10 protein-coding genes are annotated in these 19472 nt (G+C 72.6%); 9 read left to right on the top strand and 1 reads right to left on the bottom strand.

Features of this window, described 5'->3' with window-relative positions:
- Positions 1-84 precede the first annotated feature (84 nt).
- Entirely contained in the window at positions 85-831 is a 747-nt protein-coding gene (locus ACGFIV_RS04980; protein WP_358557782.1) for a type 1 glutamine amidotransferase, read from the bottom strand.
- A gap of 194 nt (positions 832-1025) precedes the next feature.
- Between ACGFIV_RS04980 and ACGFIV_RS04975 the strand changes: the two genes are divergently transcribed.
- From ACGFIV_RS04975 to ACGFIV_RS04935, 9 genes are all read left to right on the top strand, one after another.
- Complete coding sequence (locus ACGFIV_RS04975) at positions 1026-1709, top strand: hypothetical protein (protein ID WP_358557785.1); 684 nt, start codon at positions 1026-1028, stop codon at positions 1707-1709.
- A 10-nt stretch (positions 1710-1719) separates the two neighbouring features.
- Positions 1720-3777, top strand: coding sequence for an SPFH domain-containing protein (locus ACGFIV_RS04970; protein ID WP_392832040.1), 2058 nt, complete (start codon positions 1720-1722; stop codon positions 3775-3777).
- A 6-nt stretch (positions 3778-3783) separates the two neighbouring features.
- Positions 3784-8889, top strand: coding sequence for a DNA repair ATPase (locus tag ACGFIV_RS04965; RefSeq protein ID WP_392832037.1), 5106 nt, complete (start codon positions 3784-3786; stop codon positions 8887-8889).
- A gap of 364 nt (positions 8890-9253) precedes the next feature.
- Complete coding sequence (gene grpE, locus ACGFIV_RS04960; protein ID WP_358557774.1) at positions 9254-9895, top strand: nucleotide exchange factor GrpE; 642 nt, start codon at positions 9254-9256, stop codon at positions 9893-9895.
- A gap of 3 nt (positions 9896-9898) precedes the next feature.
- A complete protein-coding gene (locus ACGFIV_RS04955; protein ID WP_358557771.1) occupies positions 9899-11482 on the top strand; it encodes an Hsp70 family protein in 1584 nt (527 codons plus the stop codon).
- Between the two features lie 12 nt (positions 11483-11494).
- Positions 11495-14083 (top strand): hypothetical protein, encoded by a 2589-nt coding sequence (locus ACGFIV_RS04950; protein ID WP_392832033.1) that lies wholly within the window; start codon positions 11495-11497, stop codon positions 14081-14083.
- 4 nt (positions 14084-14087) lie between these two features.
- A complete protein-coding gene (locus ACGFIV_RS04945; protein WP_358557765.1) occupies positions 14088-15260 on the top strand; it encodes a hypothetical protein in 1173 nt (390 codons plus the stop codon).
- 6 nt (positions 15261-15266) lie between these two features.
- Positions 15267-17534: a hypothetical protein gene (locus ACGFIV_RS04940; protein ID WP_392832030.1), complete on the top strand. Its 2268-nt coding sequence runs from the start codon at positions 15267-15269 to the stop codon at positions 17532-17534.
- Complete coding sequence (locus ACGFIV_RS04935; RefSeq protein WP_392832027.1) at positions 17534-19384, top strand: hypothetical protein; 1851 nt, start codon at positions 17534-17536, stop codon at positions 19382-19384. Before ACGFIV_RS04940 ends, ACGFIV_RS04935 begins: the two co-directional genes overlap by 1 nt.
- Positions 19385-19472: the final 88 nt, after the last annotated feature.

Raw genomic sequence — 19472 nt, 5'->3', positions numbered from 1 at the left:
CTGGTCCGTCGTTAGCGGTTCCGCGCCGTAATCGCCCGGTCACCGGGAATGGAAAGGGGTGCCCGGCCCGAATATTGCGGCAATTCAGGACAAATCAGGCAACGGAGAGTCGGCCTGTACGCGGCCGCCGGTGACGACCGCGGCGAAGGCCTCGGCGAGCGGGCGCCAGGTCCGTTCCAGCTCGTCACGCGCGGCGACCACCGTGGCGTCCAGGTCCTGAACGTCGAACCCGCCCGCGGCCAGTTCCCCGGCGTTCGGCCCGGTCCAGGACAGGAAGATCTCGGGAGTCGCCTCCGGGTGGAACTGCACCGCCCATGCCGAGGAGCCGAGGCGGTAGGCCTGGTTCGGGTACCGCTCCCCCGTCGCCAGCGGCACCGCGCCCGGCGGGAGGGCCGTCATGGCGTCCTGGTGGTACTGCACCGACCGGACGGTGGGCGCGAGCCGCGCGAACAGGGGGTCGCCGGCCGCGGCGGGCAGGAGCGACACCGACCCCAGGCCGACCTCCAGGCCGTCCGCGCCCCGCTCGACCGCTCCCCCGCAGGCCAGGGTCATCAGCTGCGCGCCGAGGCAGATCCCGAGGGTCGGCAGCCCCGCGTCCACCGAGCGCCTGATGAGCCCGCGCGTGGCGGGCAGCCAGGCGTATCCCTCGTCGTCCCAGGCCGACGCCGCGCCACCGAGCACGATCAGGCCGTCCGCCGCGAGGCCGGGGACCTTCCCGTCCGCGTACGGCCGGGCGATCTCACAGGTCACCCCGGCGCCGGCCAGCCATCCGGCGAGGAACCCGAGGCCGGCCTCGGCCTCATGCTCGATGATCAGAATGCGGTGTCCCATGCCTCGATTATGGGTGTCCGAAACCCCCGGCTCCACCCAACTTCCACTCTGGTGTGAAAACTAGGAACTTTCCCGCTATAAATTCGTTTATCGGTTCGGGGGAACCGGTCGCTAGGGGGATTAGCACACCGATGGGGGAGTTCGTCGATACGGCGTTGAGTTTTCCGGCCGTTCTCTTCAGTTTCTTGCTGGTAGTGGTCGTCGGATACTGGGCGCTCGTGTTGCTGGGTGGGGCCGACCTCGACGTCCTGGACGCGGACGACTCCACGGACGCGGGCCACGGCACCGGGCCACTGGGCGTCCTCGGGCTGGGCGGGGTGCCCGCGACCCTCGCGGTCTCGCTGCTCATCGTCCTCGCGTGGTTCGTGAGCCTGGCCGGTACGGCCCTGGCCGGCTCCCCGTCAGGGGGCACGCGCGCCGCCCTGCTCTTCGTGGCGCTCGCCTCGGCATGGGTGGTCACCCGCTGGCTGGTGCTGCCCCTGCGCCGCGTGTTCGCCGGTCACCGGGCACCCTCCCGCCAGGACTTCGTGGGCAGGACGTGCGTCATCCGTACGGGACGCGTGGGCGCCGACTTCGGCCAGGCCGAGGTCAGGGCGTCCGACGGCTCGTCCGCCGTCATCCAGGTCAGACAACTGCAGTGGCCGGGCCACGCGCTGCGGGACGGGCTCGGCGTCGAGCCCGCCTCCCGTGGCGGACACGGGCCCGAGCCTTCGGCCGCACGCGACGCGCGTCTCCGCCCCGGCGAGGGCGACGGGAAGCACGAGGAAGCGCTGCGCGCGGGCGACACCGCTCTGATCTTCGACTACGACGCGGACGGCGAGTTCTTCTGGGTCACGCCCTACGACGCCGAACTCGACCCCGACGCACCGACCAAGTAAGGGACCATCATTGGACGTCATCTCCACGGGTTTCGGCGTGCTCCTCGCCGTCCTGCTCGTCATCGCGCTCACCACGCTGCTGGTGATCACACGCCTGTTCCGCAAGATCGAGCAGGGCAAGGCGCTGATCATCTCCAAGGTCAAGTCGGTGGACGTCACCTTCACCGGAGCGGTGGTGCTGCCCGTCCTCCACAAGGCCGAGATCATGGACATCTCGGTGAAGACCATCGAGATCGAACGGTCCGGCCAGGAGGGCCTGATCTGCCGGGACAACATCCGCGCCGACATCCGCATCACGTTCTTCGTCCGCGTCAACAAGACCGTCGAGGACGTGGTGAAGGTGGCCCAGGCCATCGGCACCGCCCGCGCGAGCGACGAGACGACGCTCCAGGCGCTGTTCAGCGCGAAGTTCTCCGAGGCGCTGAAGACCGTGGGCAAGCAGCTCGACTTCGTCGACCTCTACACCAAGCGCGACGAATTCCGTGACCAGATCATCCAGGTCATCGGCACCGACCTGAACGGCTACAGCCTTGAGGACGCCGCGATCGACTTCCTTGAGCAGACGCCCATGGCCAAGCTCGACCCGGCGAACATCCTCGACGCCCAGGGCATCCGCAAGATCACCGAGCTGACCTCGATCGAGCACGTCCGCACGAACGAGTTCCAGCGCCACGAGGAGAAGGAGATCACCCGCCAGAACGTCGACGCGCGGGAGGCGATCCTGGAGCTGGAGCGGCGGCAGACCGACGCGGAGATCAAGCAGAAGCGCGAGGTCGAGACCATGCGCGCCCGCGAGGAGGCCGAGATCGCCCGGGTTCAGGCCGAGGAGCGGCTCAGGGCCCAGTCCGCCCACATCCGTACGGACGAGCAGCTCGGCGTCCAGCAGGAGAACAGGGCCAGGGAGATCGCGGTCGCGGAGAAGAACCGGGAACGCGTCATCGCCATCGAGACCGAGCGGATCGAGAAGGACCGCCAACTGGAAGTCGTCGCCCGCGAGCGCGAGACACAGCTGTCCTCGATCTCCAAGGACAAGGAGCTGGAGGTCGAGAAGCGGGCGATGGCCGAGGTCATCCGCGAGCGCATCGCGGTCGAGAAGACCGTGGCCGAGCAGGAGGAGATCATCAAGCGCCTGCGCGCCGTCGAGGAGGCGGAGCGGGTACGCCAGACCGTGGTGATCCAGGCCGAGGCCGAGGCCCAGGAAAGCCTGGTCAAGGACATCAAGGCCGCGGAGGCGGCCGAGACGGCGGCCAAGCACAAGGCGCGCGAGCAGCTGGTGCTGGCCGAAGCGCGCCAGCAGGCCGCCGAGTTCGACGCGCGGGCGAAGATCCGCCTGGCCGAGGGGATCCAGGCGGAGGCGGCCGCGACGGGACTGGCCGAGGTGCAGGTGCGCGAGCGGGGCGCCGAGGCCATCGAGAAGGTCGGCCGCGCCGAGGCCGCCGTGGAGCGGGAGAAGACCCTCGTGGCCGCCACCGCGGTGGGCGAGAAGCTCAAGGCCGAGGCCGAGGGTCTCACGGAGAAGGCCGCGGCCATGGCCGCGCTGGACGACGCCAGCCGCACCCACGAGGAGTACCGCCTGCGGCTGGAGGCCGAGAAGGACCTGCGGCTCGCCGGCTTCGACGCCCAGCGCTCCATCGCCGAGTCGCAGGCCGTCGTGCTTGCGGCCGGGCTGGAGAAGGCCGACATCAGCATCGTGGGTGGCGACGGGGTGTTCTTCGACCGGCTCATGGGCTCCATCGCGCTCGGCAAGAGCGTGGACGGCTTCGTCGAGCACTCCGAGGTGGCCAAGAAGCTGGCCGGGCCGTGGCTGGACGGGTCGTCGAGCTTCCCCGAGGACGTCACCCGGCTGCTCGGCTCGCTCAGCTCGTCCGACGTGAAGAACCTGTCGATCTCGGCACTGCTCCTGCAGCTGATCAAGGCCGGAGGCCCCGACTCCGGGCAGCTGACCAAGCTGCTGGACACGGCGCGGCACCTCGGCGTCGCGGACGTGCCCGTCTCGGCCCTCGGCGCCCTCACCGCCGGCAACGGCTCCGCCCCGATCCTCACCGGCTCCGCCGGCGCCCAGCACTGACGCCCCATGACCGACCTTCTCACCGGCGCGGACGCCGGAACCGGATCAGGACACGAGCCCGGACCGGGCGACGGCTCTCCGCGCGCTGCCGGGACGGGGGCCGCCGCCCCCGCCCCGGCGGGACCGGCGGCCCTGGACGCGGGCACCTACGACGTGCTGCGGGCGCGGCTGTCCGAGCAGGCCGCCGAGCTCGCCAGACGGGCCGAGGCGCTCAACGCCGAGCGCCTCGCGGTCTTCGGCAGCGCCGAGCTGCGCCTCATCGGCACCGAGCGGATCCGCACGGAGAACAACTGCGTGCCCCGCGACATCGTGTCGGCGGGCGGGCTCATGCTGTTCGGCTACAACGTCTTCATCGGGCTGAAACCGGAGACGGCCGTCGACGACGTCTTCTCCCTCCACCGGTTCGTGCGCGAGGGCGAGTCGTTCCGCTTCGAGGACGCGCGCGGCGGCGAGCTCCCCGGGCTGCTGCGCGACGAGCGGTTCCAGCGGGACTTCGCCGAGCTGTACCGGTACTACCGGGAGACCCGGCTGCTCCAGCTCCGGCAGGTCGACGACAAGCTGCTCGCGGTCTTCCAGACCGGCCCGCGAACGCAGGACGTGCGAGTGCTGCGGTGGAACGTCGCCGCCGACGGCACCATCGCGTACGTGGACAACCGGGGCGAGCGCGACCACGTGTTCCCCTCGTCGCACGACTTCGAATGGATCGAGACGACGCGCGACGACCACGTGCTCGGCCGGCACCCGCACATCTCCATCGGTGACGAGGTGTTCGTCGAGACCGTCGGCGGCGACCTGACGATCAAGATCGAGAACAACACCGAGACCGGCGAGGGCATCTACCGCGAGCCGGTCGACGAGCCGCTGCAGAGCCTGGCCGACGCCGAGGTTCACCACGCCAGGATCGGGCCGCTGATCCTTCTGCGCGTCAGGCCGTACAAGGAGACCGAGGCCCGGCATCTGGTGTTCAACACCAGGACCAGGACCGTCGTACGCCTCGACGGCATCGGGCAGGCCTGCCGCCGCCTCCCGGAGGACCAGGGGATCATCTTCCCCGGCGGGTACCACCTGGCCACGGGCGTCACCAAGACCTTCGACACCGACGTGGAGGACCTGGAGTACGAGCGGGTGGTGCGCTCGACCAACGGCGAGGACGTGCTGTACGTCTTCCACGCCCGCACCGAGGGCCGGACGCTGCTGCTGCCGTACAACGTGATCCGCAAGCAGGTGGCCGGCCCGATCACCTGCCACGGGTACTCGCTGTTCGAGGATGGCACGCTGGTGGTGTTCCGCGAGCTGTCCAAGGAGCCGGCCCGGGTCCATCCGATGCAGGTCTGGCAGACTCCGTACCTGTCCGACACCTACGCCGCCAGGCGGCCCACCGGCACCGGTCCGCTGGAGCGCGTCGGCAACGGCGACCTCGTACGCGGCATCTCGGACTCGCTGTCGATCAGCCGGATGGTCGACGAGATGAGCCCGTCCACGGCGGTGTTCGAGGCCATCATCGCCGCCTGCGAGCGGATGTCCGACCACTACCACTGGCTCGGCGACGACCGGCTCGGCGACCTGAGCACCCCGCTGGCGGCCGTACGGGCGGCGGGCGAGCAGGTGCTCGACGAGCTGGAGAAGGTCCAGGCGCTCACCGGGCAGGCGACCGCCACGCTCGACGAGGCCGCTGCGCGCATCGCCTCGATGGTGCGGCGCCTGCACGGCGAGGCGCCCTCCACGGCCGGCGAGTGGGTGACCCGGCTGGCCGAGCTGCGCAGGGCCCAGGGCGGCCTCATGACCATACGGGAGCAGCGTTTCGCCGACGTGACCCGGATCGACGAGCTGGCGGCCGGGCTGGAGACCGAGCTCAGCGGGGCCGCGCGGCGGGCGGTCGCGTTCCTGGAAGGCGACGACGCCTTCAGCGGCTTCCACGAACAGGTGGACCGGCTGGCCGAGGACGCCGCGGCCGTGTCCACCGTGGCCGAGGCCGAGCCGGTCGGCGCGCGGCTCACCGAGCAGGCCGAGGCGCTGGAGATCGTCACCGAGGTCGTCGGGAGCCTGGACATCGCCGACGCCACCGTCCGCACGGCGATCCTGGAGCGGATCGGCGAGGTGCTGGGCGGGGCGAACCGCGCGAGGGCCATCCTCGCCGCCCGCCGGGGCGAGCTGCTGTCCGTCGAGGGCCGCGCCCAGTTCGCGGCCGAGTTCTCGCTGCTCGGGCAGGCCGTCACCGGCGCCCTCGCCATGGCGGACAGCCCCGGGCGGTGCGACGAGCAGCTCGGGCGGCTGCTGCTCCAGCTGGAGAACCTGGAGTCCCGGTTCGGCGAGTTCGACGACTTCCTGGCCCGGCTGACCTCCAAGCGGGAGGACGTCTACGAGGCGTTCTCCTCGCGCAAGCAGGCGCTGCTGGACGAGCGGGCACGCAGGACCGACCGCCTGGCCGACTCGGCGGAGCGCATCCTTTCGGGGGTGCGGCGCCGGGTGGGGAGCCTGAAGTCGCTCGACGACGTCAACGCCTACTTCGCCTCCGATCCGATGGTGGCGAAGCTGCGCGGCGTGTCGGACGAGCTGCGCTCGCTCGGCGACCAGGTGCGCGCCGAGGAGCTGGCGGGGCAGATCAAGGCCGCCCGGCAGGAGGCGGGACGTACGCTGCGCGACCAGAAGGACCTCTACGGCGACGGTGGCGACACCATACGGCTGGGAGCGCACCGCTTCGCCGTCAGCACCCAGCCGTTCGACCTCACGCTCGTCCCCCACGACGGCCGGATGGCGTTCACCGTGACGGGGACCGACTACCGCTCGCCCGTACGGGACGAGGCGTTCGCCGCGACCAGGCCGTTCTGGGAGCAGGCGCTGGTCTCGGAGTCGCCCGAGGTCTACCGGGGCGAGCACCTGGCCGCGTGGGTCCTCGCGGCGGCCGAGGGGGGCCGCGAGGGGCTGTCGCTCGAAGCGCTGCGCGCGGCGGCGGTCACCGACGGCGCCCTGCTCGGGGTGGTGCGCCGGGTGGCCGAGGCCCGTTACGACGAGGGCTACGAGCGCGGGGTGCACGATCACGACGCCACGGCGATCCTGGACGCCCTGCTGCGCCTGCACGCGGGCGGCGCCCTGCTGCGCTACCCGCCCGCGGAGCGCGCGGCGGCCCAGCTGTTCTGGGCGTTCGGCGCCGGCGGGCCCGCAAGGGCCAAGTGGTCGACCCGGGCCTCCTCCCTGGCACGGGCACGCGCGACCTTCGGCCGCCAGGAGACCTCGGACACCGGGGGATGTTCCGGGGCGATCGGGGAGTTGTGCGCGGAGCTGTCGGCCGCCATGGCCGGATTCTTGGACGGCGCGGGCCACGTCGCCGCCGGCGCCGCCATCGATCTGGCCGCCGAGTACCTCTTCGAGGAGCTGTCAGGGACGCCGGCCGGCTTCGTCACGGGCGCCGGGGCCCGGGCCCTGCTCGCGAGGTTCCGCGAGGCTCTCGGCGGTCCGGGGTCCGCGTCGTACAAGGGGTTCGAGGATGACCTCCGCGCGCTCGGCGACGACCTGGCCGCTCGGCACCAGCTGGTCGCGGCGTGGCTGGGCTCGCTCCTCACGACGACCGCCGGCGGCACCACGGACGGCGCGGAAGGGACGGCGGACGACCTGCCGGAGGCGGTGGCCGTCGAGCTGTGCGGCACCGCGCTCCCCCGCCACGACTCCTCCGCCGCCCTGTCCGCCACGGTCGAGGGCCTGCTCGGCGCCCATCCGCGCATCGTGGAGCGTCGCCTGCGGCTGCGCCTCGACGAGCTGACGGCCCGTACCCGGCGCTTCAGGGCCGAGCGCGTCCCCGCCTTCCGTGCCTACCAGCGGCAGCGCGACGCGCTGGTCTCCGGGGAGCGGCGCCGGCTGCGGCTTGAGGAGTACAAGCCCAAGGTGATGAGCGCGTTCGTGCGCAACCGGCTGCTGGACGAGGTCTACCTTCCGCTGATCGGCGGCAACCTGGCGAAGCAGCTCGGCACGGTCGGCGACGCGCGGCGTACCGACCAGATGGGACTCCTGCTGCTGATCTCGCCGCCCGGCTACGGCAAGACGACTCTCATGGAGTATGTGGCGAGCAGGCTCGGAATGGTCTTCGTGAAGGTCAACGGGCCGTCGCTCGGGCACGCCGTCACCTCGCTCGACCCGGCCGAGGCGCCGGACGCGACCGCCAGGCAGGAGGTGGAGAAGATCTCCTTCGCGCTGGAGATGGGCAGCAACGTGCTGCTCTACCTCGACGACATCCAGCACACCTCCCCCGAGCTGCTCCAGAGGTTCATCTCCCTGTGCGACGCCCAGCGGCGGATGGAGGGCGTCTGGGACGGGGGCACCCGCACGTACGACCTGCGCGGCAAACGGTTCGCGGTGTGCATGGCGGGCAACCCGTACACCGAGTCGGGCAGGCGGTTCCGCGTCCCCGACATGCTCGCCAACCGCGCGGACGTGTGGAACCTGGGCGACGTCCTGTCGGGCAGGGAAGAACTGTTCGCGCTGAGCTACATCGAGAACGCGCTGACGTCGAACCCCGTGCTCGCGCCGCTGTCGGCCAGGGAAAGCGGTGACGTGGAGCTGCTGGTGCGCCTGGCCAGGGGCGACCAGTCCGTACGGCCCGACCGGCTCGCCCACCCGTACTCACCCGTGGAGCTCGACCAGATCCTGGCCGTGCTGCGCAGGCTGCTGCGCGTCCAGGAGGTCGTGCTGGCGGTCAACCAGGCCTACATCGCCTCCGCCGCGCAGGCGGACGAGTCGCGGACCGAACCTCCGTTCCAGCTGCAGGGCTCCTACCGCAACATGAACAAGCTGGCCGAGCGCGTCCTGCCGGTGACCAACGACGGGGAGCTGGAGGCGCTGATCGACGACCACTACGCGGGCGAGGCGCAGACCCTCACCGGCGGAGCCGAGGCCAACCTGCTCAAGCTGGCCGAGCTTCGCGGCACCATGACCGCCGGCCAGGCGCGGCGGTGGGCCGAGGTGAAGGCAGGGTACCTGCGGGCGCGGGCGCTCGGGGGCCGGGACGACGACCCGATGAGCAGGGCCGTCGGCGCCGTCGGCCTCCTCGCCGACCGGGTCGGCGCGGTGGAGTCCGCCATCGAACGAGCGGCCCACCGGCTCTCCGCCGACGGCGCCTGACGCCAGAGGGGGAATTCCGGCCCGCCGATAAGGACGACCCGCGATCGCACGGCGTTCACATAGTCCTGAGCGCCCTGCGAGAAGCGGCGCGTCAAGAAACCCTGGGGCGGTCCAGGTGCCGCGCGGAATCCGCTGGAGAGCCCGTGCGGCTAAGGCGACGCCTGAGGTTTACCAGGTTTATAGCAATTCCCTCCACCCACCGCACGATGGCGTATATCCGGTCGCCGTAAGAAGGCCGAAAAGCGACTCCGCAAGTCCGACATATGACTCATTGGTGGACAGATTTATCTCTACCGGGCGCGGTCATTTGATGGATAGAGTTACAGGCGTCAGGAATTCGTTTATCGCCGCCACAAGGAGATAGATGGCGTCTCCCCCCGAAGGACCTCCCCCTCGTGAGGCCACCCCCTCAGCTCAGCCCGACGCCGCCAAGGATTTCGCGCGACAGGCCGAGGAGCTCACCCGGCAACTGGCGGCGCTCACCGAGACGGTCAGGCGCGAGCACGAGCGGGCGGCTCACCGGGAGCAGGTCATCGACCGGCTGCACGCCGAGAACCAGCAGCTGCGGTACGGGCTCCTCCAGGAGGCGCTGACCCCGGTGAGGGCCGGCCTCTACCGGCTCTACGACACGCTCGTGCGCGAGGGCGCCCGCTGGCAGGAATCGGATCCCCCCTCCCCCGAGCTGGTGGGCCCGCTACTGTCGGCGCTGGCCGACGAGGTGGCCGAGGTGCTCGGCCGTACGGGCGCGGAGCTCCTCACCGTGGAGCCCGGCGACGCCTACGACCCGGCCGTCCACCGCCCGGCCCGTACGGCCGAGGCGGGCGCGAGCGGGGAGGGGATGGTCGTGGAGGTGCTGGTTCAGGGCTTCGCGATGGGCGACCGGGTGCTGCGCAAGGCGTCGGTGGCGGTCGGGCGGGCCGGCTCCGAAGAGGGGACCGGCACCGGGGGCGACGAGGGCGGTACGAGCGGCGGCACGGCCGACGGCACGAAAAAGGAGAGCGATTAGGCGATGGCTGTTTATGGGATCGACCTCGGCACGACGTATTCCTGCATCGCCTCTGTCGACGACGTCGGACGGCCGACGGTGCTGCGCAATCTCGAAGGCACCGACACCACTCCATCGGTGGTGTTCTTCGAGTCCCCCGACAACGTCGTGGTGGGCGCCACGGCCAAGGACAGCGCCGTGCTCGAACCCGACCTCGTCGTAAGCCGCATTAAACGAGATATGGGGCACGATGTGCCGCGGGTCAGGCACGGCAGGCCGTACACGCCGGAGGAGGTCTCCGCCTTCATCCTGCGCAAGCTGGCCGACGACGCCCAGACCGCGACCGGCGAGCCGGTCGAGGACGTGGTCGTCACGGTGCCCGCCTATTTCGGCGCGGCCGAGCGCGACGCGACGCGGAAGGCCGGCCAGATCGCCGGGCTCAACGTCATCGACATCGTCTCCGAGCCCATCGCGGCGGCGATCACCTACGGCGTGCTCAACCCCGATGAGGACCACACGATCCTGGTGTACGACCTTGGCGGCGGCACCTTCGACACCACGGTGATCACGCTGCGCAGCGGGAACATCGAGGTGGTCTGCACCGACGGCGACCACGAGCTGGGCGGCGCCGACTGGGACGACCGGCTGGTGGAGTACCTGGCCGAGCGGTTCGAGGCCGAGCACCCCGACGTGGGGAGCCCCCTGCTCGACAAGCAGTCCGAGCAGCAACTGCGCCGCGACGCCGAGGACCTGAAGAAGACGCTCTCCACGCGCACCCAGCACACCGTCCGCGTGGTGCACGAGGGCAGGGTGGCCAAGGTCGAGCTGACCCGCGAGGCGCTCACGGAGCTGACCCGCGACCTGCTCGACCGCACGATGGAGATCACCCGGCGGACGATGGAGACGGCGGCGGTCAAGGGCGTGCAGGCGTACGACCATCTGGTGCTGGTCGGCGGCTCCACCAAGATGCCGGCGGTGACCGAGATCCTTCAGAAGGAGTTCCAGCTCACCCCCCGCCTCCAGGACCCCGACCTCGCGGTGGCCAAGGGCGCGGCGCTGTACGCCTTCGAGGAGACCTACCGGCGGCTGCTGCTGTCGGGTGAGCGCGAGCAGGCGGAGGACATGGCCGCGCGGGCGGGCCTGTCGGCCGACCAGCAGGAGCGGATCGCCGCGCGGACCATCAAGACGGTCGCCTCCCGCGCCTTCGGGATCATCGTCACCGACAAGGAGTCCCGCCGGCGCAGCGTCGAGCACCTCGTCCACGCCAACGACCCGCTCCCCGCCGCGGTGACGCAGGAGTTCTACACCATCGACAAGGGCCAGACCGGCGTCAACGTCGAGGTCATGGAGCAGGCGGGGCAGGCGGAGTCCGACGAGCCCGACGACAACGGCCTGATCGCCGAGGGGGTCCTGAAGATCCCGCCGGGCAAGCCTTCCGGATGGCCGATCGAGGTGACGTTCGCGCTCGACACCTCCGGCCTGCTGCAGGTGACCTCCCGCGAGCGGGAGACCGGCGAGGAGCTGGAGCTGCGCATCCAGATCGGAGGCATGTCCGAGGAGGAGGTGGCCGAGTCCCGGGCCGCCCTGTCCCGCGTCCAGGTCAGCTAGCCGGGCGGCCGCGTGGCCTTCGACGAGCAGCGGTACACCCGCGAGGTGCTGGAGCCCGCGCGCGAGGCGGGCGGGCTCCCGCCCGAGGACCTGCGGGTCCGCTACCAGCTGGGCGAGGCGATGACCGCGACCGAGGTGGCGGAGACCGTCAAGCTGGTGCGCCAGTGCTGGCGGCGTGCGCGGGGCATGCTGAAGTACAAGCGGCTGGCCGACCGGCTGGAGGCCGACCACGCCCGGTTCGCCCCGATCTTCTCGGCCGCCGCGGAGGGCGACCTCGGGCCGCTCCGCGCGGCGCTGGGCGAGTCGGAGCACAGGGCGGCGCGCAGGCTCTCCGAGGCCCGCGGCCGGCTCGACGACGCGGCGGGACGGCTGCGCATGCTCTCCCCCGCGCTCCTGGCGACGATCGCCCGTTCGAGCGGCGTCGGCCAGGAGGAGGCCCTGCGGCTGGCCGCCGAACGGTCGATCGAGGTACGCGAGCCCGACGCGCTCCCCGAGGCCGCCCCCTACCCCGGGTACGGCAAGGCGCGCGAGGCGCTCGACACCCTGGGGCTGAGCCATCTGGCCCGTTTCGTCTTCGGCGAGCGCTGCGCGGGCATGAGGGTGCTCGACGGCTTCGCGGTGCCGGGCGCGGGACCGGTGCGGGACGCGCTCGCGGAGGTCGAGCGGCGCTGGGCCTCCCGCAGCCGGGGGCCGTGGACGATCAGCGCGGACACCGTGCTGGCCGCCCTGCGCAACTCCCCCGACCCGGCCGTCCTGATCCGGTACGACATCGTCTCCCGCCTGCGCGAACGCGTCCGCGAGCATCCGTACGACGACACGCTGCTGCGGCACGCGACCACCGAGCTCGATCTGGCCGCGGATGACGCCCGCAGGCTGATCTTCGCCGTCCGCGGGGAGGGCGGCGTGGCCAGCGGGTCCTCGGCGCGGCTGCGCGAGCTGGTCGACGCAGGGGAGATCCACGCGGCGGCCGACTTCGCCGACGCGCTCGGCCCCGGCGGGCTCACCGGCGAGGCGGCGGAGCTCGCAACCGAGGTCAGGGCCAGGCTGGCGCGGGCCTTACAGCTCAGGGACCGCGCGCGGGCCGCCCTCGACCCCGACGACGCGTGGCTCGCGCTGCGGGACGCGCTCCAGCGGGTGCCCGACCTGCCCGGCGCGGCCGAGCTGCTCGTACGGCTGGCGCCCCACCCGGCGCGGGCCGTGCGGGCCGACCTCCATGGCGAGGGCGTGAGCCTGGTGTGGCAGCCCTCGCCCTCCCGGGCGGGCCGCGTCGTGTACGACGTGCTCAGGAACGGCGTGCCGCTGGAGACGACCGATCGGCCGTCCGCGCGCGACGAGCGGCCTCCGGTCAACACGCCGGTCACCTATTCGGTGGTGGCGCGCAGGGACGAGGCGGTGTCCATGCCCGCGGCGGCGGCCCCGGTCATCGTACGGCCCGAGCCGCGCGAGGTCCGGGTGACGGCGGGCGACGGCGTGGTGTCGGGCCGGTGGTCGCTGCCCCCCGAGGCCACGCGGGCGGTGGTGACCCGCGACGGGCGGACGCTGGCCGCCGACGGCGCCGGGTTCCGCGACCGGGAGGTGGTCAACGGCACGAGCCACACCTACGTCGTCTCGGCCGCCTACCCGGGCCAGGACGGCGAGGTGGTCACCCCCGGCGTGCGGCACACCGTGACCCCGCGGGGCCGCCCCCGGCCGGTCGGCGAGTTCACCCTCCGCCGCGACCCCACGGCCCCCGGCACGCTGCTCGTGCGGTACGAGGAGCCCCCGGACGGGGTCCTGGAGATCGTGGCGCTGGACGCGGCGCCGCCGTGGCCCGTGGGCACCACGGTGTCGCTGGCCGAGCTGCGCGCCGCGAGCCGTGCGATCCCGTCCATTCCCACCCGGGAGGGCCAGGCCATACGTCCGGGAGGCGGCCCCGGCGTGCTCCTCGCGGTCACGGTGGCCGGCGAGCTGGCCACGATCGGCGCGCACGCCGACCACGTGGACCTCGCGCCCCCGACCCGCCTCACCGCGCAGCGACGCGGCGTCACGGTCTACGTCGGCTTCGACTGGCCGCCGGACGTGCCCGAGGTGGAGGTGCGCTGGAGCGGGCACAGCATGATCGTCAACTCGGCCGCCTACCGCGCGCAGGGCGGGGTCCGGCTGGAGGTCCCCGAGGGGGAACCCGTGACCGTCGAGGTCGCGCCGACGTCCCTGATCCACGGCGAGCGCCTGCGCGGCCCCGCCGTGAGCCTCCGGCTGGCCGGGCACGTCCCTGTCCACTACGACCTGAGCCAGCAGGGCCCGGCGTGGCGGCGCTCGGTGGTGGTCGAGGTGACCGCCGACCGGCCCGTACGCCTGCGCCGCCTCGTCCTGGTGCTCAAGCCGGGGCTCGTGCAGCCCAAGTCCGCCGACGACGGCGTGCTGCTGGACGAATGGACCGACCTGGACGTGCCCGCCCGCCTGACCGTCCCCGCGCCCCGGCGGGCGAAGCCGTACTGGCTGCGCTGCTTCGCCTTCGACGGCGGACCGGAGGGCGACCTCGGCACGTCCGGCGGGGGCCGGGCGACGGGGGGCGACGTGGCCCTGATCGACCCGCCGGTACGGCGGATGAAGGTGGGATGAGCCCTTGCAGATCACCTGCCCGTTCTGCTTCGCACGGCTCGACCGCAACCGCATCGCGTTCCGCTGCGCGGGCAGGGCCGGGCGCGGCGGCGGTTGCGAGGCGCGGCTGGACGAGACCCTGGCCGAGTACCTCGGCTCCCCCGCAGCCGCGTCCCTGCCCCCGGTCTTCTCGGTGCGCAGGCCAGGACGCCGCGCCGACTGCCCCGGCTGCGGGCGGTCCACCGGGTGGCGGGCGTGCCCGGAGTGCCACAACCGGCTGCCCGCCGAGTACTGCGCGAACCCGGGCCGCATCGTCGCGCTGGTCGGGGCCAAGGGGTCGGGCAAGAGCACCTACATCGCCGTGCTGCTGCACGAGCTGACCAACCGGGTCGGCGCTGAGCTGGACGCCTCGCTGGTCGCCTGCGACGACCGCACGATCGCCCGCTACAAGCAGGACTTCGCCCGCCCGCTCTACGGCGAGCAGCGGCTGCTCAGCACCACGCGGCCCGCCGCGACCGAGCCGCGTGACCCGCTGGTGTACCTGCTCACCCGTACGGTGCCGGGTCGCCTGCGCGCCCGGACGATGTCGCTGACCCTGGTGCTCTTCGACACCGCCGGCGAGGATCTCAGGAGCCGGGAGTCCACCGAGACGCACCTGCGCTACCTCAACGCGGCCGACGCGATCATCTTCCTGGTCGACCCGGTGGAGCTGCCGGGGGCCAAGGCGTCGCTGAGCGGGGCCGCCCGATCCGGGGGCGGCGTCAACGCGGGCGACCCCGACAGCGACCCGATCAACGTGATCAGCCGGGTGACCGAGCTGCTGCGGGACCGTTCGGGGTCCGGGCGGCTGAAGGTGCCCGTCGCGGTGGCGCTGAGCAAGATCGACGCGCTGCAGGAGGGCATGGACACGCAGTCGGCGCTGCACCGGGCGCGCACTCCCTCGGGCACGCTCGACCTGGACGACAGGGAGGCGGTCCACGAGCAGGTCAGAGCCCTGCTGGACGAGTGGCAGGCCGGGATGGTCGACCGCTACCTGCGTCAGCACTTCACCGACTTCGCACTGTTCGGCCTCTCGGCCCTGGGCGGCGTCCCCGGACGCGACGCGGTGGGTCCCGGAGGCATCCGCCCCTACCGCGTCGAAGACCCCCTGCTGTGGCTGCTGTACAGATTCGGCATGCTCACCGGCCGGCGGAGGTGAGGGGTGGTGGCGTGGCAGTTGCACTACACCTCGGCGGAGGCCGGGCCGTCCGGGCGTGCCGGGTTCCAGTTCGTCGCCGAGTCTCCTGGGCTCCCTCCGGGCCTCGCGGCCAAGGTCGCCGCGCACCTCGCCTACAGGCCTCCGCCGGACGCCCCGCTCGCCCCGACCCCCGCGCAGGTCGCCGAGCTTCCCGTCGCCCTGGCGTACGACACGGTGGGCGGGCTGAGCGTGCTCACCCGCTGCGTCTACCTCGGGCAGGACTACTCCGGGCGGTACGGCAACTTCCTCGGCCACGCGGTGGTCACCGTCCCAGAGGAGCTCACGGGGCTGCGGCCGGTGGAGTTCTGGCAGGCGTCCCTGTGGTCGGACGTCCCCGCTTCCCCCGGCACTGCCCTGCCCGAGCTCGCCGACCCGCTGCCGGGCGACCGCGTCGATCCCGAGTCGCTCGCCGCCTGGCTGGCGTCGGCGGGCGAGGCCGCCTACGCGCGGCTGGGCGTCCTGCTGGAGACCGTCGGGAGGGCTCTCTCGCAGGGGCACGGCCGCCTGGTGCTGGTGTCCGCCGACGTCGAGGAGATCGTGCGGTGGATCGCCGTCATCTCCTACTCGCTGCCCTGGCCGGTGGCGGCCCGCCTGCCGTTCCTGACCTACAGCGCCGATCCCGCGAGCGCCCCGTACGTGATCGTGGGCACGACCCCGGACGTCTGGATGCCGTCCGACCTCGACGCCGCCGTCGTACGGCTGGACACGCGCTCGGACGCGCATCCCTCTCTCGGCCGATTCGCCCGTACGGTGACCGGCTGCTGGCGACGGTCGGACCTGGCGGGAATCGACGCGATCAGCGAGCTGGAACCTGGACGCGACGGCGCGAAGGGGTTCGATCCGGAGACGGGCGCGGCGCTGCTGGCGTTCTGCCGGGGGGATCCGAGCGTGACCGCCGAGGAACAGGCGGCGATCGCCCGGATCCTGTCCGCGGACATGCCCGAGTGGCTGTGGCACGATCTCGGGCGGATGTCCGGCCAGATGGGCTTCGCGCTCGCCTCGGCCGTACGCGACCTCGCGCCGATCGACACCTCCGAACGCTGTGCCGCGCGGTGCGCCGTACTGGCCCTGCGCGACCCCGGCCTGCCCCCGCCCCGGCCCGCGAAGCGACAGGACACGCGGGACGCGCTCCGCCGCGAGGCCGTACGCGCGCTCGCCGCCGCCCGTGACCTGGACGAGCTCGCGCACGCCGCGAGCACCGCCTACGCGGTCGGCGCGCCCGTCGCCGCGTCCGACCTCGCGAGCGCCACGCGCGCGCTGGTCCGCGACGGCAGGGGCGATCTTGGGGTGCTGCTCGAACGGTTGCCGGCGGACCTTCGCGAGGCGGCGCTCGACGGGGCGGTCCACGGGATCGAGGAGTCGCAGGCCGCCATCCGCCACAGCATGCTGTCGGACGCGGTGTGCGGGCATCTGGAGTCGCGCGACCTGCCGCACGCGCCGCGCACCGGGACGGCGGTCGTGCTCTCCCAGCTCCGGCGCGAGCGGATCTCGCGGATCGACGCCACCGTGAAGCTGATCAGGCTGGGCTCCGGCGTGCGGGACGACATGACGGAGGAACGCGACGCGGCCCTGCTGACCGTCTGGGAGACGCCGCCCGGCACCGCCGAGTGCGCGGCCCTGGTCGGCCGGCTCGGCACCGCCATGAGCGCCTCCCCCCACCTCAGCGACCTGCCCATCCGTACGTTCCTGGCGGCGGGGCTGGAGGACCCCGGCCTCGTCCGGCTCGCCGAGCTGGTGCGCGACACGGTGCCCGGCTATCCCGCCACGGACGCCGAGGTGGTGCTCCTGTCGGCCGGGGTCGGCGAGGCGGCCCGCCCCAAGGACGCGGCGGCGTTGCTCCAGCGGCTGGAGGGCCTCGGCCCTGAGGCCGACGAGGAACTGCTCCGCGAGGCGACGGCCTTCGCCGCGCGTGCCCTGACCCGGCGGGACCCGAGGTTCAGGGCCGAGGTCATCAAGGAGTCGCCCCCGGCCGGGCGCGCCGGGCTGTCGCGCGCCTGGCTGGACGGCCGCAGGGGCCGCGACGAGCAGGTGGCCCTGCTGGAGGTGGCGGTCCGGCTCCACCTGGCGGCGGAGACCGTACCCGACCTGGACGCCTGGGCGCGGTCGCGGCTCAGCAGCTGGTCGCTGTTCGGCTCGGTGGAGTCGCACTTCAAGCACGACGGCGAGCTGGCGGCCGGGCTGAGGGACATGGCCAAGGGACGACGCGGCCCCCCCTGGAAACGCGAGCCCCGCTGATGCCGATCGCTGTGGTGTTCCTGATCGCGTTGTGGGTCGCGTGCATGTACTTCGGGTTCCTCTACGTGTTCCCGATCGTGGGCGTGCTGACCTTGGTGGCGGCCACGCTGGTGGGAGCCGGCCAGTACTTCCTGCGTGCCGGGCGGGTACTGCTGCCCGCGACGGCGGGCGGGGCGTCTCCGGCGGTCCCCGGAGCGGCAGGGGGCGAGCGGGACCCCGCCTACCGGCATTACCTCTTCAGCCAGGTTTCGCTGGACTGGTGGCAGATCCTCCGGTCCGCCGTCCCCGCCATCGGCGAGGCCGCCAGGACGGTCCTGAGCACGGTGACGCGGCGGCTCATGACGAACGTCCAGGGCTTCTTCCTGCTCCCCGTCTGGCTCGCCGTCGTGGCCGGGGTCGCGCTGGCCGTGATCCCGCTCGGGGCCGTCGGGCTGGCGTTCACCTCCGCGTACGCGCTGGTGGTCGCGGCCGGGACGCTGGCGTGGGTCATCTGCGCGCTGCTGCTGCTCGGCCTTGAGCAGATCTTCATGCGGGCACGGCGGATCCTGCAGACCTGCCCGCACCCCGGGTGCTACGCCCGGATCGCCCTGCCCGAGTACGCCTGCCCCACCTGCGGCGAGCGGCACAGGCGCCTGACCCCGAACCGCGACGGGGCGTTCCGGCACGTGTGCCGGTGCGGCACGCGGCTGCCCACCGCCATCGTGCTCGGCCGCTTCCGCCTCCAGGCGTACTGCCCGAACTGCGAACGCGCGCTGCCCCACCGGATCGGCCGCGCCAGGATCGAGCCCCTGCCGTTCGTCGGCGGGCCCGACGCGGGCAAGACGACGTTCATGGTGCTCGCGATCAACGCCCTCCACGGCGTGGTGAAGGACGCGCGGGGCCGCGCCGGCTTCGTGGTCCAGGGCGACGAGATGGCCTTCGCCCGGTTCCGCCGGGAGCTGCGGCTGGGCAAGGTGTCCAAGACCACGACCGCGGCGCCGTCCGCGACGATGGTGGACATCACGCTGCCCGGCGCGAGGACCCGCAGCGGGAACCGCATCCTGTACCTCTTCGACCCCTCCGGCGAGGGCTTCACCGGGGCGACGCGGGTCGAGGCGATGAGCTACCTGGCGCACGGCGAGGCGATGCTCATCGTGGTCGACCCGTTCGCCCTCCCGCTGGTGCAGGAGAGCCTGTCGGCCGCCGAACGGCAGTCCCTCGAAGCCGCCGGTGTCGTGCTGTCCGCCGAGGATCCCTCCGACACCTTCCAGCGGGTCAGGAACGAGCTCGCCGCGCGCGCGGACGGCGGGCGGCAGAAGCGGGTCGCCGTGGTGGTCACCAAGGCCGACCTGCTCCGCGGGACCGACGTCGGCCGCGACGCCGACCGGCTGCCCGCCTGGTTCGACGGCGTCGGCCTCGGCAACATGATCCGCGACCTGGCCAGGACGGCAGGCGAGGTGCGGTACCTCGCCTCCGGCCTCCCGGCGGACGACGCCGCCATCGGCCGCCTGCTGGCCTGGCTCACCGGCCTGCCCGTGGCGAACGGGCCGTCGCCGGACGGCGTACCGCAGAGCGGGCGCACTGACGCGGGCCGGGACGGCGACACGAGCCGGGACGGCCCCCGAGGCGCGGACGGAGACGACAGCGCGAGCCGGGACGGCGCTCCCGGCCCGGGCGACGACACCGATCTCGGCATGGCCGACCTGCGCCCCCCGTGGACGCCCGGCAGGGGCGGCGAAGGAAGGGCGCCTATCACCTACCGGCTCTTCCGCTGGGTGATCTTCGGCACCTCGGCCCTGCTCGCCGCCGCCGCCCTGGCCCTGCTCACCCTGCGTGCGGTCTCCCTGCTCAAGGGCTACGTAACCGTTTAGCGCATTCTTCCCGTTCGTCCAGTTTGGCGACTCCCACATGGTCGGTAATGAGTCCAAAGGCGAGGCGCGGATGGAATGCTGGACCGAC

It is taken from the genome of Sphaerisporangium sp. NPDC049003, from assembly GCF_043197795.1.
GTDB lineage: Bacteria > Actinomycetota > Actinomycetes > Streptosporangiales > Streptosporangiaceae > Sphaerisporangium.
This window is presented reverse-complemented; position numbering and strand designations above follow the sequence as displayed.

Coding starts and splice junctions, on each gene's coding strand:
- ACGFIV_RS04980 (WP_358557782.1), bottom strand. CDS start 831: ATGGGACACCGCATTCTGATCATCGAGCATGAGGCCGAGGCCGGCCTC.
- ACGFIV_RS04965 (WP_392832037.1), top strand. CDS start 3,784: ATGACCGACCTTCTCACCGGCGCGGACGCCGGAACCGGATCAGGACAC.
- grpE (WP_358557774.1), top strand. CDS start 9,254: ATGGCGTCTCCCCCCGAAGGACCTCCCCCTCGTGAGGCCACCCCCTCA.
- ACGFIV_RS04955 (WP_358557771.1), top strand. CDS start 9,899: ATGGCTGTTTATGGGATCGACCTCGGCACGACGTATTCCTGCATCGCC.
- ACGFIV_RS04935 (WP_392832027.1), top strand. CDS start 17,534: ATGCCGATCGCTGTGGTGTTCCTGATCGCGTTGTGGGTCGCGTGCATG.